Raw genomic sequence first — 18,588 nt, 5'->3', positions numbered from 1 at the left:
AGATTATTCGGGGTGTTGTATTATAGATAGTAATAAGCTTGATACTAAAATTAACCTATTAAATAAATTACCAGATCAACTTATATATAAGATTGCATCATTAGCAGAGAATGAAAAGATAAACAAAGGAAATATAGAGGTAGTAGTTTTATATGGTAATAACATAAGGGAATTTTCCGAATCAGTTAATAAGATAGGTGGTACCTTAGAGGATTTGGGTTTTGGATTTGGAATTGTAACGATTAAGGCTTCAGATATTCGTAGAATATCTGAACTTCAAGGAGCTCAGTACATTGAATTACCAAAGGTACTATTTACTTCAGATTTTAATAGTAATAAAGCAGCATGTGTTACAGATGCATGGAGTCAATATGGACTTTCAGGTCAAGGAGTTTTAGTAGGATTTATTGATACAGGAATTGATTATACTCATCCGGCATTTAAAGATGAAGCAGGAAATACTAGAATTGAATTTATATATGATTTAGGAGAAGATAGAAAAGTATATACTAAGGCGCAAATTGATGAGGCATTAAAATCTCCAGATCCCTTATCTATAGTTAATGTAACAGATCCTCTTGAACATGGAACACACGTAGCAGGGATTGCTTGTGCAGGAGGAAGACTTCCAAGACAAAATTGGGGTGTAGCATATAAAAGTTCAATAGCTATGGTAAAGACAACAAGAGGTGGAAATTTAAACTATGCACTAAGCACTCAGATAATGAGAGGAATAAAGTTTTTAATTGATAGAGCGAGTGAATTAAATAGACCACTTGTAATAAACATAAGCCTAAGCAGTAATGATGGAGCACATAATGGAACAAGCCTTTTAGAGCAATATATAGAAACAATATGTAGACTTGAGAGGGTTGCAATGGTTATAGCAGCAGGAAATGAAGGAGATGCTGCTCACCATGTAGGAGGAGAATTAAGTGAAGTAAATAATATTTCATTAAGTGTTTCTGGATTAGAGCCAGCACTAACATTACAGTTATATAAGCCATTATTAACTGATTTATCAATAGAAATAGCAAATCCATTAGGGCAGAGAACTGGCCAAATAAGCTTAAATGAAGGATATAAAGATTTAACTATTGGAGTAGATAGATGTATTATTTATAATACAGGGCCAAAACCATTCGACATAAATGGAGAAATAACAATAAGTTTTTTACCTAATGCAGAAGTATTACCGGGTGGAAACTGGACAATAATTTTAAGAGTGTTAAACAAAAGTTTTGGAATTTTTGATATGTGGCTTCCTATAACTGAAGCAATAAATCCTAGTACTAAATTTTTAAATCCTGATGTGTATAATACCTTAGGGATTCCAGCTACAGTACAAAGTGCTATATCAGTTGGAAGCTATAACTATTTAACAAATGCATTTTCCTCATTTTCAGGAAGAGGGAAAAGATTCAGAATTTCTTTTGATAAGCCAGATATAGTTGCTCCTGGTGAGGGAATAAGATCCACAGTGCCTGGAGGAAATTTTGATCTTAAATCAGGGACGTCAATGGCATCTCCACACGTTGCGGGGATATGTGCACTTCTTTTGGAGTGGGGAATAGTACAAGGAAAAGATCCGTTTTTATATGGAGATAGAATAAAGTACTATCTTTGCAAAGGAGCAAGGAGAGAGCGTACAGAAATTACTTATCCAGATCCAAGTTGGGGATATGGAACAGTTTGTCTTTATAATTCATTAGAGCTTTTAAAGGTAGCTAATGTAAGAATTAATAGTTCAGAAGATGACAATAATGAATTTAATAAAGAAATTCGTCAAAACATAAATATAAATCTACCTAAGAACATAGTACAAGTTCCTCAGGAAAATCAAACCCCTAGTATTCAACAAAGCATACCTCAAGTTCAAGTGCCACAAGCAGGACAAAGTTTACCGCCTAAAACTCAAATATCTAAATCACAACAAAATGCACCTCAAAATCAAGTGTCTAGCAATCAACCAAATGTTCCACAAAATATAGCTCCAATTCTACAAAAGATACCTTCAAAAGCAATACAACCAGTAAATCCTAATTCCAATGATTTTGATTTTAATTATGTACAATATACTGGAGATATAGCAAGTGCAGTAAGTAAAATACCTGATGCAAGAGTTGCTGTTATAGATAGATATAGGGCTATAATAGTCTCCTATGGAAAAAGTGTTAATGAAATATTGGATCAATTGGGTGATATCATAGTTTATAGAAGTCCGGGAGGCATGTTTTCGTTAATGGAAATCTCCCCAAGTGAAGCAGCGGGAGTAGGAAGATTTAGTAGTAATGAATTCTTATCACTTGACGGAGAGGGAGTAGTCGTAGGAATTGTTGATACTGGAATTGATTATTTGAATCAGGAATTTATGAATAAGGATGGTAGTACAAGAATTATTTCTATTTTTGATCAGACAAGTAATAGTGGTAGAAGGGTAGAGAATCAACCAGTTGGAAGTGAATTTACAAGAGATCAGATAAATATGGCCATCAATGAGAAAAGGGCAGGTAGAGACCCATATTCTATAGTTCCGTCCAGAGATGAAGTTGGTCATGGAACAAATATGGCAGGAATTATAGGTGCAAGAGGGATTAGCCCTCAAATAGATGTAATAGCGCCGAAGTGCGATTTTGCTATTGTTAAACTAATTAATATTAGTGAAAGGATAAGAAGAAGATATTGTGTTTATGGAAGTGAACCAACATATCATACGGCATCCTTACTTTTAGCTATAAATTATTTGGTTAGTTTAAGTGAAAGGTTAGGAAGACCAATGGTCATTTACGTACCATTAGGTACCAATATGACAGGCCATAATGGACTTGCACCAGTTGAAAGATATATTGATGAGGTATCTAGAATAAGAGGAGTAATTGTAGTCGCACCTACTGGAAATGAAGGGGAAGGAGATACTCATACTTATGGATTAATAGCAAATAAAGGGGATACTAGTAGTATAGAACTTAATATAGATGCAAAACAAAAGGATATTAGATTTGATATTTGGATACCTAAACCAGATATATACTCCTTGTCAATTATATCTCCTTCTGGTGAAATTGTTGACAGAATACCTCCTAAACTCAATGAATCAACTCAAATTAATTTTATATATGAACAGACTAGAATGTTTGTGCAATATTTTATTCCAGAAGTTATTAGTGGAGATCAGCAAGTAACAATAGTTGCTAGAAATATAAGAGAAGGTATTTGGATTTTTAGACTTACTGGTGAAAATGTATCTATTGGCAAATATGATTCTTGGCTACCTCAAAGAAAAATTATAGCACCTGAAACAAGATTTATTAGGCCGAATCCATATATGACCTTAACAAGTCCATCAACCTCGAGAGAAGCAATTTCAGTAGCTTATTATAACCAAAATTTTGATTCTATAGAGGAAAAGTCAGGTCGAGGATATCCAACTAGTGGAGAAATAAAACCTGATTTAGCTGCAGGAGGAATAAATGCAGTTACAACGTCAGTGGGTGGTGGTTTAGCGACAGTAAGTGGATCAAGTGTAGCTGGAGCTGTAGTTGCAGGGTGTGTAGCACTATTGTTACAGTGGGGGATTTTGAAAGGTAATGATCCCGAGATGTATTCAACCAAGATCAGAACATATTTAACAAGGGGTACTTCAAAAAGAGAAGGAGATATTTATCCAAATCAAGAGTGGGGATATGGCACTATAAATATGAAGTCTGTTTTTGATAATATAAGGGGGTTGGAAGCTAGAGATACAAGGGAAAGTAATGAGGCTAAAAAAATTAATTATCTTACGCTTCCCCAAAATAGAAATTTTGTAATAGAGTATCAAGGAGATATTGTAAATGCATTAAAAAAGTTTCCTAATACAGGTATATATTTAATTGATGATAAAAGAGCAATTGTTTCTGTTCCAGCAGGGCATATTGATGAGGTTGCTAGAGGGACTCCAGAAATAATATATGTTGATACAGGTGGGATGTACACACTATGTGATATATTCCCGGCTGATGCATCTCAAGCTACACAATTTTACAATAATGTATACTTGCCGTTAAATGGATCAGGAGTGATTATAGGTATTATAGACACTGGAATAGATTATTTAAATCCAGAATTTATAAACGAAAATGGTACTTCAAAAGTGCTAGAAATTTGGGACCAGACAATAGATGGTACTACTGAATCACCAGAGGTAGCCCTTGGAACCATATATAGGAATGAAGATATCAATAGAGCAATACAAACACGAAATAACGGGGGAGATCCCTACTCGATTGTACCTTCTAAAGACACCGTAGGACATGGCACAAGTATGGCAAGTATAATTTCAGCAAGAGGAGTAAATCCAGATTTAAGAGGAATAGCCCCCAATAGTAGCTTGTTGGTTGTAAAAATACGTGAAGCTACTCAGGCAGTGAGAGATGATTTTGGGGTTTATGGAAATGTTATAGGATTTAGAAGTACAACTATTTTTTTGGCATTAAGACATATGTATGAATTTTCTTATAAAATTAATAAGCCCATTGTAATTTTTCTTCCATTAGGGAGTAATAATGGAGCTCATAATGGTGAATCAACAATAGAACGGTATATTGATGAAATATCAACATTTAATGGAATAACAGTTGTAGTTCCAACTGGAAATCAAGGGAATAGTAATACGCATACTTCTGGGACAATAAAAAAAACTGGTGATGTTGGAATTATAGAACTTAGAATAGGAAAAGAACAGAATAATATATATCTTGAAATATGGATATCAAAGCCTGATAAGGTGGCACTTTCTATAACTTCTCCTTCAGGAGAAGTTATAAGAAGAATACCGCCTAAGTTAAATGAAATCTTACAAGTTAATTTTGTGTTTGAAGAAACTAAAATGAGTATAGAATACTTAATTCCGGAGGAAGTAACTGGTGAGGAAAAGATAATTATCATCGCAAATAATATGAAAGAAGGTATATGGCGTTTTAGGCTAATAGGAGATTTGATTTTAATAGGAAAATATGATGCGTGGATACTTCCCAAGGAATTCCTTGCACCAGATACAAGATTCCTTAGTCCAGATCCCAATATTACATTAACAATTCCATCAACAGCAACCGCTGCTATAGGTGTAGGATTTTATAATCAAAACAATAACTCAATTGTGGTTGATTCAGGAAGAGGTTATACAAGAAGTGGGGAAATTCAGCCATGTATTGCAGCAGGAGGAATAAATCAAATAACAACAGCAGTTGGAGGTGGAATTAGATATGTTACTGGTTCAAGTGTGGCTGGTGCAGTAGTTGCAGGGTGTTGTGCGTTGTTATTTGAATGGGGGATAATTCATGGAAATGACCCAACAATGTATTCATCTAAAATAAAAACTTATTTAGTAAGGGGAACTGATAAACGACCAGGAGATATATACCCAAATCCAGAGTGGGGATATGGAATGGTTAATCTAAAAGGGGTTTTTGATAATATTAGAGGAATATTTAAAATAAATACTAGAGAAACACCAGCTCCTAAAAAGATTAATTATTTTATACAAGAAGGCAATGAAAATAGAATAGTTGAATATAAAGGCGATATTGTATCAGCAATCTCTAAATATCCTGGGACAGGGGTATTTGTTTTGGACTTTAAACGGGCAGTTATATCCTTGCCATATAATAAAGCTGATGAGATTATTAGGAATACACCTGAAATAGTATATGCTGATGTTGGATCACTTTACACTCTGTGTGATATATCAGCTATAGATGCATCTGCTGCACCAACTTTTCATAATAGCCCATATCTTCAACTTGATGGATCTGGTGTAATTATTGGAATAATCAGCAGTGGGATAGATTATTTAAATGAAGAATTTATAAATGAGGATGGAACATCTAGAATTGTAGATTTATGGGATCAGACAATACAAAGTGATATACCAAATCCAAATCTTATAGCAGGAACCGAATATACAAATGAAGAGATTAATAAGGCTATTCAAGCAAAGAGAAATGGACAGGATCCATATACAATAGTTCCATCAAAGGATACTATAGGGAATGGCACAAATATGGCTGGAATAATTGCAGCAAAAGGAGTAAATCCAGATCTTACAGGAGTGGCTCCATTAAGTAGTCTAGCTATTATAAAGCTAAATCCTGTTACTAAGGCAGGAAGAGAAGCATTTGGAGTTTATGGAGATACTATCGCATATAGAACTTCCGCAGTTTTTCCAGCTATTAGGTATCTATACCAACTATCTAGTAAACTTAAAAAACCCATAGTAATATATGCTCCATTATGTACAAATGTTGGAGCTCATAATGGAGAATCAACTACGGAAAGGTATATAAATGAAATTTCTAAATATAATGGGGTAGTAGTTGTGACTCCAGTAGGAAATCAGGGGAATAGTAGTACTCATACTTCTGGTATAATACAAAATACTGGGGATACATCTTTAATTGAATTAAGAGCAGGGCCTAACCAAAAAAATATTCGCTTTGAAATATGGATATCTAGACCAGATAAGGTTTCACTTTCAATAACATCTCCAACTGGAGAGATCATTCAAAGAATTGTGCCTAAAATTAAAGAAAAGACAGAGATTAATTTTATATATGAAAGAACTAAGATGACGGTAGAATATTCTATACCTGAAGAAATTACAGGAGATGAGAGAATTACTATTTCTGCAACTAATTTAAAAGAGGGTATATGGCAATTTAAGCTTATTGGAGATTTAATAGTGGTAGGAAAATATAATTCGTGGTTATTACAGAGAGAATTACTTGCACCTAATACTAGTTTTTTAAATCCCAAGACTAGTATAACTCTAACGAGCCCTTCCACAGCTGAGGAGACTATTTCAGTTGGATATTATAATCAAAATAATAGAAGTATAGTAGCTGATTCAGGCAAGGGATATACAACAGCCAATGTTATTAAACCAGAAATTGTAGCAGGAGGAATTAATCAGATTACAACGGCGGTAGGTGGAGGGACAAAGACAGTATCAGGGTCCTGTGTAGCAGGGGCTATTATAGCTGGCTGTTCTGCACTTATTTTGCAGTGGGGAATAATTGAAAAAAATGACCCATCTATGTATGCATCTAAAGTTAAGACTTATTTAATTAGAGGAACAGATAAACGCCCAGGAGATGTATATCCTAATCCTAATTGGGGATACGGAATGGTAAACCTAAGAAAAAGTTTTGATAACATTAGGGCATTAGAAGGTATGATGGCAATTCCAGTTATGTCATCAGTCTATATGGGAAAGCAAAAGATATTTAAGGAAGAAGTTGAATATAATTTAGGAAATTTATTTGTAAGAATACCCAAAATGGTTTAATAAAAAAGAAGTCTTTTATAAAAAGACTTCTTTTTATACTATTATAGCTTATCTTTATATCTTTTTAAGTTGATTTTATATTCTTTAAATAGACAGAAAGTTGCGTATGAAATAGCAGATATCATCCCAATAGCTAGAGAAAGTACCAATAGTTGCATCTTTTTCACCTACCTTTATTTTCTAACAAAAATGTATGAATAAAAAAATACTAAAAAATAAGTTTTTTAGTATTGAAGCATCATGTGATTAGTATTTTTATAAATTTGGATAATTAATATTATATTAAAAAATTCTAATTGTGTTACAGGAAACAAATAAGATTAAACTAGCACTATTATAAATAATTTATTATACATATATAATCTTTCGACTATATACAAATAAGTCACTACTCATAATAATGGTTCATTCTACCATATAAGATATTTACACAACCCTATATAACCTCACGGCTATATAACATCATTTCAACACCATATATGATATTCGCTAAACCCTATATGATAAGTTGGAATATTATTATAATAAGAAGTTTTAGTTTCCGACTATAATAACACTTTTCCTAACCATATAGAATTCACGCAATTATAAATAATAATTTATAATTACACTAAACTTAAATAATTATAAATATATTTAAGTCTTGGCTTAATCTTTATTTGTTCCTTGATATTAAGTTATCCAAAAACATAATAAATATTCTGGAAAATAAATACATATTGACAGGCTAAAAATGATAACTTTAATGAAATATCATATACAAATTAATATATATAAGTAATTATGGAAGAAGTATGTAGAAAATGCAAATTATATGTAGTTTTATGTTGTAAAATAAAAACTTATGTGGTAAAATTTATCTCGTAAAACAATAATTTTTACAAATGAATTTGTTTTTTTCATACAATAAAGTGAGAAAGTAACAATAATATTTAGTTATAGGATGGCATGTTATGAATTTATCAACTGATTTATTTAAAGGTTATTTTATTTTTTTGCATTTTTTAGTACTAGTTGTATTTCTAATACTTTTAGGTGTAATAAAAAGAGATAAAAAATCTGGAGTTAAAGTAGAGGATACCAAGAACGAATTAATAGCAACTAAAAAAGAATTAAAAAAACAATATGATGAACTACTAGAAAGAGATGAGAAAATAAAATATTTAGCTAATCATGATAGCTTAACGAAGCTTTGTAATAAATCCTATTTAATAAAAAGGTTATATGAAATAGTAGATTTTGAGAATAAAAACAGAAAATTTGCATTATTATTTTTAGATATTGGAGATTTCAAAAATACTAATGACATTCTAGGTCATCATTATGGAGATCAATTACTTATTTTAATAGCGAAGCAATTGCGTAAAGTAATAGATGATAAATGTAGTATTTATAGATGGGGTGGAGATGATTTTATAGTTCTATTTGATAATTATAAAGAAAAAACTGAGGTAATAGTCTTAGCTGATTCCATAATAAACAATATAAATGATGAATTTAAAATTGAAGAGAAGAAAGTATATGTATCTCTAAATATAGGAATAGCCATATACCCATATGATGGGACTGATATAAATAATATTATTAAAAATTCAGAAGTTGCTATGTACGAGGCTAAAAAGCTTGGAAAAAATAAATATCGTTTTTATGATAAAATGCTTTTCGAAAAAATATACCGAAAGGATATTCTAGAAAAACATTTAAGAAATTCAATTAAAAATAATGAATTATCAATAAAGTATCAACCACAATATAATGTTGAAACTAAAAAGATAATTGGTTATGAAGCTTTGCTTAGATGGAATAGTAAAGAACTAGGTGAAATTTCTCCAGCCGAATTTATTAGTGTAGCAGAGGATTCTGGGCTAATAATATCATTAGGAGAATGGATTCTAAGAGAGGCGTGTATACAAAATAGTAAATGGATAGAAAAAGGAATTAAAAACATTATTGCAATAAATATATCACCAATACAGTTTGAACAAAGTGACTTTATTGAAATTGTTAGTAATGTTTTGGAAGAAAATAACTTGGAACCTGAACAATTAGAATTAGAGATTACAGAAACTGCATTAATTAAGTCCTTAGATAGAAGTATAAAAACCCTAGAGAAACTAAAAAAGTTAGGGGTAAAGGTTTCATTGGATGATTTTGGGACAGGATATTCATCCTTAAATTACTTGAAAAACCTTCCTATAGATAACTTGAAAATAGACAAAAGCTTTATAAATGATATCGCGGTTTCTGATAATAGCAAACATATATTAACAGGTATAATTCAATTAGCCCATACGCTGAACTTAAAAGTAATAGCAGAGGGTATTGAAACAAATGAGCAATACGAGATTTTAAAGAAAATTAATTGTGATATAGCTCAAGGATTTCTTTTTAGTAAGCCAATATCGAATAATGAGATTGAAAAAATATTAATGATTAGTTAGCTAATAAATAAAACACCAACTATGCTTAGTTGGTGTTTTTGTTTATACAGATATTGTATAATATTCATATAGATGGATTTGTATAAATATTGTATAGGGTTTTAAGTTCAACTAATAACTTATTAGGGGGAGTAATTATGAAGAAAGTAGCATTATTCCTAGGTGCAGGAGCTGAATGCTCATATGGTCTGCCTTCTGGTGGAAAATTTGCATTGGATATTTTTAGAATGAACACATCAAAGGATAAAGATAGCTTAAAGAATCAACTAAAAAATGTAGATAAGCAATCACCTTATTCAAGTTGGCTACCTGATGATTTTGAGAACAAAAAGTTAACAGCCTTTACCAAAGGTCAATACGATTCAATAGTAAAAGGAAGCTTGGAAAATAAAAGAGGACTTATAATAAATTACTTAAGACACTTTGATGAAAATGTTAATGTTATAGTAGAAGGATTGTATAAAGAGGGATTAGATATTGATAAGATTTTTGAAGAAGTACTTGGTGTTGAGATAGGTAAGTTTAACTATGGGCAAGAAATAAAGTTAAATCATATGCTGGGCGCAGATATGAACGAAATCTTTAGAACTAATTATTTTTCAGCCTTTTTAAGACTTATACAAATTGATAATGTTAGTAAAGAATTTAATAAAAATATAAAAAATATAACAAGAACAATTTTAGAATTACTAATAGGTTCATTGGGAGAGGAACTTATACATAGGCTAAATGATGGAGTTTTTGAAAAAAGCCCTGATACAATTGATTTGTTTGATGACTTAGGGGCAGTATTCTCATTAGATTACAGTAATACTGGAATGAGAGGCTTAGAATTATTAATAGAAAATGAAGAGAAGAATATATTTGAGATAACAAATAATGAGGAAGTTATCTTACAGTTTGGAATGTTGATTTTAGAAGATATTTTTTCTAGGGCGTTGGATTATCAAACACTGATTGATAGTAATTGGAGATATATATATAATCCTAAAACTGATTGGGGTAAATTCAGTAAGATAATAATATTTCTTTATACAGTTAGAAGATATATAAATTTTCAAGCAGATAAAAATAAAGAGAAAATTGCTCAAGGAAATGGATATTATCATGACATTTTAAAGCTTGAGGATGATTATGAATTGGTTGCGGTTGGTACTACCAATTATAATTCTTTTATAGAAGATATAATTGGAAAAGAAGTTTTTTACCTTAATGGTTCAGTAAAGGATTACTATGATCCTTATCTTAACAAAATAGTTACTGAGAAAGAAAATGAAATGAAAAAACATGTAATTGTACCGTTTCTTTTTACACAAAGTGGAATAAAGCCATTAACCTCAGTAAAAATGTCCGCTAGATACGTAAATTTATTTAATAGACTTATGGAGGCAGATATTATTTGTATAGTCGGATTTGGCTTTAATTCAGACGATGGACATATTAATGGGATGTTCAGAGAATTAATAGAAGATTATAATAAAACAATAGTGATATTACATTATACAGAAGAGAACAATAACAGCATAAGAAATATAAAGAAAGAATATCAAAAAAAGTTAAGACTAGATTCTATAAAAGGTCTAAATATTATTCTAGTTGATAGAAATAGAAATGATGTAATAAGAAATAATATCTGGTATAGATCATTAGAAAATGAAGAAGCGATTGATTTAGAGTAATAATTGGCTTTTGCGAAATGAAAGATGTCTTAAGTTTTGAAAAAGTTATAAATAATTATATTGAAGATAACAATAAAACTGCAGTAAACTAATCGTTTGAAAGAACTAAAATAATCATAAAATTATATTTAGTTCTTTTTTTGTTACAAGTAATTATTAATAAAAATTTAATATAAGAGGAGGATTTTGTAAATATTAGTTGAAATTATAAAATGAGGTAACAAAAATAATCAAACATTTATGAAGGTGGTATATACATGGATTTTGAAGATATGAGTAAGTACTTGAATTCAAATTTAATATTAGAAAATATGTTTAGAAACTCAAATGAAATTATGTTACTTATTTGTCCTTCAACAGGTGAAATTCTTAAAGCAAATGAAGTGGCATTAAGAAGATATGGATATACCAGTGAACAAATTGCTAACTTTTCAATTTATGACATAAGTAAAAAGATTAAGAAAAATGGTGAAGATCAAATACTAAGATTATTAGAAGAAGGAAAGCTTTTTAAAGATATCCATTGCTGTAAGAATGGTGACGAATTTCAAGTTGAAGTCTTCTCTGTAAATATTGGGAGTGAGGAGAATAATATAGTATTAAGTATAATTAAGGAAATAAGTAATGAAAAAAAGAAAGAAGAAAATATAAGAAATGAGTATATAACAAGGGATGCATTAAATAGAAGTATATTTAATGAGATTCAAATAGGTATATTTGTTACTAATCATAATTTGATAGAGGCCCTAAATAAAAAAGCATCAGAATTATTAGGCGAAGTAGATATAAATAACGTTATGAAGAGAAAAATTAGCGAATTTATATCCTTGGATTATCGAGATGAATTTATCAGAAGAGTGGAAAATTTTGAAGTAGATAAGAAACCTTGTTTTTTTGAAACCAATATATTAAGTGAAGGAAATAAAGGAATACAAGTTGAATGCTCCATTAATTCTCTAGGAGAAGATAAAAAAATAGTTGTATTTAAGGATATAACTATAAGAAAAAATATTGAGCAAAAATTAAATGAGAGTGAAAAAAAATATGAAACATTATTAAAAACCTTACCTGACTATATTGGAGTTCACTGTGATGGTAAAATCATATTCGCAAATGAAAACTTAGCAAAATTAAGTGGATTTAAGAGTCCAAAGGATATGATAGGAAGTGAGTTTAAAAAGATAATTGACTCCAAATGGTATGATACTATTGATGCTAGGTTGAAGGATTTAATAACTTATAATAATGTTCTTTCACCTCAAATATATTCTTATTACTATAATGAAGCTGAAATTTTTTTAGAGGTGAATTCAAGAAAGATAATATATGATAATGAAGAATGCGTTATTTCAGTATTAAGAGATGTGACTGATAAGATTAAATTAGAAGAATTAAAGTTAAAGATGCTTGAGGAAAAACTATTACTTGAGAAAACTTTGGAATATGACAAGATAAAAACAGACTTTTTATCAAATATATCACATGAATTAAGGACACCTTTAAATATAATTCTAAGTTCTGTACAGGTTTTAGGGATGTATACTGATGATGAAGGAAAAATAAATATAGCCAAGATAAAAAATTATTTGAAATTGATGAAACAAAATTGCTACAGATTATTAAGATTAGTAAATAATTTTTTAGATATAACAAAAATAGATGCAGGATTCTATAAATTAAATAGAAAAAATAGCGATATTATAAATATAGTGGAAGAAATTTCATCTTCTGTAGTAGAGTACCTTAAAGGTAAGAATATAGAATTAATTTTTGATACTGAAGTCGAAGAAAAAATCATTAGTTGTGATGAGGAGAAAATTGAAAGAATAATCTTAAATTTGCTTTCTAATGCTATAAAATTCACTGAAGCTGATGGTTGTATTAAGGTAAATATATACGATAGAATTTCAGAAATAATTATATCTATAAAGGATACTGGTTGTGGTATACCAGAAGATAAGCTTCAAACTATATTTGATAGGTTTACACAAGTAGAAAGTTCTCTAGCAAGGAAAAAAGAAGGGAGTGGTATTGGATTAAACCTTGTAAAGAGTCTTGTAGAAATGCATGGTGGCACTATTGAAGTAAAAAGTAAGCTCACCAAAGGTACAGAATTCTTAGTTCATTTACCTGTATTAATAGATGGAGGTTTTCATCAAGTTAATGTAGTGAATACTAAAGATTATGAATTTAAGAAAGAAAAAAATATAGAAAAAATGAATATTGAGTTTTCTGATATTTACTCTCTTTAAGACATGGTTGGATTTATTCTGAATGGGTTTTAATATGAAAGAAGGGTTATTATGAGATGTTCTGATGTAAAAGCTAGCATACATGAAAAACCAATTACATTGACTATTACTTCAAATAAAAGACCAGAGATATCTGACTCAATTATGAGCAAATGGCAAGAAATAGTTGATATTATGGCCATAACACTCAACATACCTATAGCACTTATTAAGCATATTAAAGATGAAAAGGTGGAAGTATTTATTACCAATAAAAATGGCGGAAATCCTTATGAAAAAGGAGATGGTAATAGGTTTCTATCAGAGCTTTATTGCAAAACTATTGTTAAGAATAAACAAAGGTTTATAACTCAAGATTTGGAATTTGAGGAATTTAATTTTGAGGTTCCAATCAAGTGGCCAGATGGTGAAATATTCGGAATAATTTGCGCCATTGGAAATAAAGATAGTTTTACAAATGAAAATAATTATAAGCTTATTAAGATACTTAGTGAAAGGTTAGAAGTTGATTTAGAAGTATTAGTGGCAAAAGAAACTCTTCAAAAAGAAATGCAAGAAAGAAGAAATATTGAGGAGGATTTGATAAATCTAAAGAATACCATAGAGGAAAATAATAAGCTAATTTGTGAGAATATGGAATACGAAAATATTAGAAAAGAGTTTTTTTCAAATATTTCACATGAGTTAAGGACTCCTATTAACGTTATTTTATCTGCAATTCAGCTTATTGAAGTAACAAATATACCTGGCAAATCTCAAAACAAATTTGTTGGGAAATATTTAGACACAATGAAAAGGAACTGTTATAGGCTTATGAGAACATTTAATAATATAATTGAAGTTACTAAGGTCGATACAGATTATTATGATATAAATTTTCAAAACATAGATATTGTAGACATAGTAAGAGAGGTCACTGAAGAAGTTGAGGAATATATTAAAGATATAGAGGTTAAAGTGATTTTTAACTCTAAATTAAAAGAAAAGATTATTGCCGCAGATCCAGAAAAAATTGAAAATATTATATTAAATATTCTTTCAAATGCTGTTAAATTCACTAAGTCTGGGGGAGGAGGAAAGATAATAGTTAATGTATTTGAGAAAGAAGAATCTATATTCATTTCAATAGAGGATACAGGTATAGGTATACCAGAAGATAAGCTGGATATGATTTTTGAGAAATTTACGCAGGTAAATAAGTCGTTGACGAGAAATCATGAAGGCAGTGGAATGGGTTTAGCACTTGTTAAATCTTTAGTTGATAAACACAATGGAAGAATTACAGTGAAAAGCAGCTTGGGAGTTGGTAGCGAATTTATTATTGAATTGCCTATTAGAAATATTTCTGATGAAGTAGCAGTTGAAGCTATAAATTACAATACATACAGTAATTTATATGAAAAGATTAAAATAGAATTCTCAGATATATATGGAATATAAGAATGTACAATTAGTATAACATGGTAAAGGATTACTAATAAGATATTTAGTAATCCTTTACCATGTTATATTTATAGCTTAGGAGCTTTATTTTCTGGATAATATTTTTTGAAAGCATCATTATAATCTTCAGGTGTATCAAAATACTGAACTTCACTTACATAAGGTCCTCTTTCACCCATAGCTATTTCTTTTTTAGTTACTTTGTTTAAATCTTTAGATTTTTTAGCTTCACTCATTTAATTCACCACCTTTTACTCAAAGCCCCTTTTTTGAGCTTCAATTGCACTTTCATTTAAAGCAGGTTTTTCTAAAGTAGTGTTTTCACGATTTTTGGACCATTGATCTTGAGTTTTTGAACCATTTCTTAAAAATTCTTTTTTCTCAAAAGTTCTTCTATTATCGTTTTTCATATAAGTACCTCCTTTAATATAGAGCACAAGGACAAAATTTTCATTTAAATATGTATATGCAATTTAATAAATTTAAAGCTCTATAGTTAGTATTTACAATTTAATTCATTATAATTTAGTAGTTTTTTGTTAAAAACTCCTTATTTTCTAAAGTAGGGAAATTAAAGTTATAAATTGATTTGAATCACAGAAAACAAATTTAAAAAATTATATTATAAACTCATAGAAAATAAAATCTCGATTGGAGGAATATAAATGAGTTTTAAGTTAAATGAAAAAGTTACTTGGGTTGGAAAGATTGATTGGGAGCTTAAAAAATTCCATGGTGAAGAATATTCTACACATAAGGGTTCTTCATATAATTCTTATTTAATAAAGGATGAAAAAACAGTACTAATAGATACAGTTTGGAGTCCATTTTCTAAGGAATTTGTTGCAAACTTAAAGAAAGAAGTAGATTTAAAGAAAATAGATTATATAATAGCAAATCACTCAGAGCCAGATCATAGTGGCGGATTACTAGATTTAATGGAGGAGATTCCAGATACTCCAATTTATTGTACAAAAAATGGAGCTAAAATATTGAAGGGGCATTATCACAAGGATTGGAATTTTGTAACTGTTAAAACTGGAGATACATTAGATATTGGAGAAAACAAATTAATATTTATTGAAGCTAAAATGTTACACTGGCCTGACAGTATGTTTACATACATGACTGGCGACAATATATTGTTTAGTAATGATGCATTTGGACAACATTATGCTTCAGAATATATGTACAATGATACTGTAGACCAATTTGAACTATATCAAGAAGCAATTAAATATTATGCTAATATATTAACACCTTTTAGTAAATTTGTAGTTAAGAAGGTTGATGAAATATTAGGATTTAATTTACCTGTAGATATGATATGTCCAAGTCATGGAATAATATGGAGAGATAAACCACTTCAAATTGTAGAAAAATATGTTGAATGGGCAAAAGATTACTCTGAAAATCAAATTACATTAGTTTATGATACAATGTGGGGTGGAACTTCAAAGATGGCAGAGGCTATAGTAGAAGGAATAAAGAGTGTAAATACAAATGTTACAATAAAACAATTAAATTCATCAAAGCTAGATAAGAACGATATAATTACAGAAGTATTTAAGTCAAAAATCGTTTTAGTAGGATCATCCACAATTAATAAGGGTATTTTATCATCAACTGCTTCAATATTAGAAATGATAAAAGGATTAGAATTTAAAGGTAAAAAAGCAGCTGGCTTTGGAAGCTATGGATGGAGTGGTGAATCGGTTAAGATAATAACAGAGGAGTTAACAAAAGCTGGCTTTGAAATGATAAATGATGGTATAAAGGAACTTTGGAATCCTGATGATGAAGCTATGGATAGATGTAAAGAATTTGGAAAAATGATAGCTGAAAAAATATAGATAACTTTCATTAACATGGTAACTAAAGTTACGTATTTTATATAAATATTTTGGTAAAATTTGCTCATAAACTTATATAAAGGAGATGATTAGAATGAAAGCCTGTGTAGATAAAGATACATGTATAGGATGCGGATTGTGTGCTGCCATAAGTCCGGAAGTATTTGATATGGATGATGATGGAAAGGCAAAAGCAATCGAAAATGAACTAGGAGAAGATTTGTTAGCAAGCGCAAATGAGGCTTGTGAACAATGTCCGGTATCTGCCATAACAGTAGAATAGAGAAGAAGCTTAGCATTTATATTTAATATATGCTTAATAAGATTTAATTAATAGGAAACTATTATCGTGAGGGATTGCGATAATAGTTTTTTTGTTGAAATTATTTTTTCTCATATAAGTGTCAGAAAACAGAAAATAGTTTTCGTAAATATGGTATAGAAGGATTTGTATTTTAAAAAATAAATAAAATATTAAAGTGATTTTTTAAGGAGAGTGGCTGTATCATGGAAACAAATAATAAGAGTTACTATGGAATGATTGATGTTTTACGATTGCTATTTGCTGTTGCAGTTGTATCAATTCACACAATGGCTTTTCACTCAATAAATGAAAATTTATGGATTGCAACGAGCATGGGAATTAGTAGACTTGCAGTACCATTTTTTTTTATGGTTTCAGGTTATTTTTTATTTGACCGAATTCAATTAAAAAAAGAGCCTAAAGCAACATTGAAAAGATTACTAATTCTTTATCTTTCTTGGGTAACTATAGAGATTATAGCATTATTTCCGATAGTCTTAAGTAGTTTAGGAGCACCTCCTATAATTCTAATTGAGAGATTATTACTAGTTGGAATAACAGGAAGCCTCTGGTATATATCCTCATTAATCATTACTATTTTTATAATATCACCATTACTAAAAAAAGATAAAATATTTATTTTACTTTTGATTGGATTTGTATTATATCTATTTGGGACAACCGGTGATACTTATTATGGATTATTTCAAGCAACATTGATAAATCCATTGATTAAAGGGTACACATCAATATTTATGATGCCACAAATAGGCGTTACAGAATCAATTCTTTTTGTATCTTTAGGTGCAATTATTAATAAATATAAACTGAATAAAAAGATAAAAAAAGCAGGATTGCTAAGTATAATTTCAATTATACTTTTATTGGTTGAAGCATTTATATTAAATAAAACTGGTGTTGCTAAAGATGCTAATATGTATCTGTCAGCAATAATTGCAGCACCTTTAATATTAATTTGGGCAATTAATTACAGTAAGAATATTTCAACTAAAATTTCTAAAGCTTGTAGAGAGTACAGTATAGGAATCTATTGTTCACATCAAATTATAATGATATGGCTTTCAGTGCTTGCTCCAATATTATTTGCAAATACAATGATTAGATTTATTTGTTCTTTATTAATCTCCGCAGCACTAATTACAGTTTTAAGAAAGACTAGAGTTAAAAAAATACTTTTAAAGTAAGTTAATAGGTGATGTTATAAAAGGATTAACAAATCTTACAGTATAAATATTTCAAATGAACCAAATGTAAAAATTACAAAGAGGCTG

10 protein-coding genes are annotated in these 18,588 nt (G+C 29.7%); 8 read left to right on the top strand and 2 right to left on the bottom strand.

The genetic code is table 11. The features are described 5' to 3' along the window. The first annotated feature begins 19 nt into the window (after positions 1 to 19). The 5 genes from JK634_RS00755 to JK634_RS20360 all read left to right on the top strand — a co-directional run bounded on the left by JK634_RS00755 (position 20) and on the right by JK634_RS20360 (position 15,136). A complete protein-coding gene (locus JK634_RS00755) occupies positions 20 to 7,324 on the top strand; it encodes a S8 family serine peptidase (protein WP_338031201.1) in 7,305 nt (2,434 codons plus the stop codon). Positions 7,325 to 8,277: 953 nt separating this feature from the next. Continuing rightward, complete coding sequence (locus JK634_RS00750) at positions 8,278 to 9,765, top strand: putative bifunctional diguanylate cyclase/phosphodiesterase (RefSeq protein WP_202765723.1); 1,488 nt, start codon at positions 8,278 to 8,280, stop codon at positions 9,763 to 9,765. A gap of 137 nt (positions 9,766 to 9,902) precedes the next feature. Next, positions 9,903 to 11,444 (top strand): hypothetical protein, encoded by a 1,542-nt coding sequence (locus JK634_RS00745; protein ID WP_202765722.1) that lies wholly within the window; start codon positions 9,903 to 9,905, stop codon positions 11,442 to 11,444. Between the two features lie 257 nt (positions 11,445 to 11,701). Next, complete coding sequence (locus JK634_RS00740) at positions 11,702 to 13,696, top strand: PAS domain-containing sensor histidine kinase (protein ID WP_202765721.1); 1,995 nt, start codon at positions 11,702 to 11,704, stop codon at positions 13,694 to 13,696. 51 nt (positions 13,697 to 13,747) lie between these two features. Further along, positions 13,748 to 15,136, top strand: a complete 1,389-nt coding sequence (locus JK634_RS20360) for a sensor histidine kinase (RefSeq protein WP_243425530.1) — start codon at positions 13,748 to 13,750, stop codon at positions 15,134 to 15,136. Between the two features lie 71 nt (positions 15,137 to 15,207). On the opposite strand, the gene JK634_RS00730 is transcribed toward JK634_RS20360, so the two are convergent. Beyond that, positions 15,208 to 15,375, bottom strand: a complete 168-nt coding sequence (locus JK634_RS00730) for a hypothetical protein (protein ID WP_202765720.1) — start codon at positions 15,373 to 15,375, stop codon at positions 15,208 to 15,210. 15 nt (positions 15,376 to 15,390) lie between these two features. Further along, entirely contained in the window at positions 15,391 to 15,549 is a 159-nt protein-coding gene (locus JK634_RS00725) for a hypothetical protein (protein ID WP_202765719.1), read from the bottom strand. A 255-nt stretch (positions 15,550 to 15,804) separates the two neighbouring features. Between JK634_RS00725 and JK634_RS00720 the strand changes: the two genes are divergently transcribed. The 3 genes from JK634_RS00720 (at position 15,805) to JK634_RS00710 (ending at position 18,501) form a co-directional block, all read left to right on the top strand. Beyond that, the gene (locus JK634_RS00720; RefSeq protein WP_202765718.1) at positions 15,805 to 16,992 is read left to right on the top strand and encodes an anaerobic nitric oxide reductase flavorubredoxin; all 1,188 of its coding nucleotides are present in this window, start codon (positions 15,805 to 15,807) and stop codon (positions 16,990 to 16,992) included. 94 nt (positions 16,993 to 17,086) lie between these two features. Beyond that, a complete protein-coding gene (locus JK634_RS00715) occupies positions 17,087 to 17,275 on the top strand; it encodes a ferredoxin (RefSeq protein WP_202765717.1) in 189 nt (62 codons plus the stop codon). Between the two features lie 224 nt (positions 17,276 to 17,499). Next, positions 17,500 to 18,501 carry an acyltransferase family protein gene (locus JK634_RS00710; protein WP_202765716.1) on the top strand — a complete coding sequence of 334 codons (1,002 nt, stop codon included), beginning with the start codon at positions 17,500 to 17,502 and terminating at the stop codon, positions 18,499 to 18,501. Positions 18,502 to 18,588: the final 87 nt, after the last annotated feature.

Origin of the sequence: Clostridium paridis, assembly GCF_016765615.1 — a bacterium.
Taxonomy (GTDB): Bacteria; Bacillota; Clostridia; order Clostridiales; family Clostridiaceae; genus Clostridium_T; species Clostridium_T paridis.
This window is presented reverse-complemented; position numbering and strand designations above follow the sequence as displayed.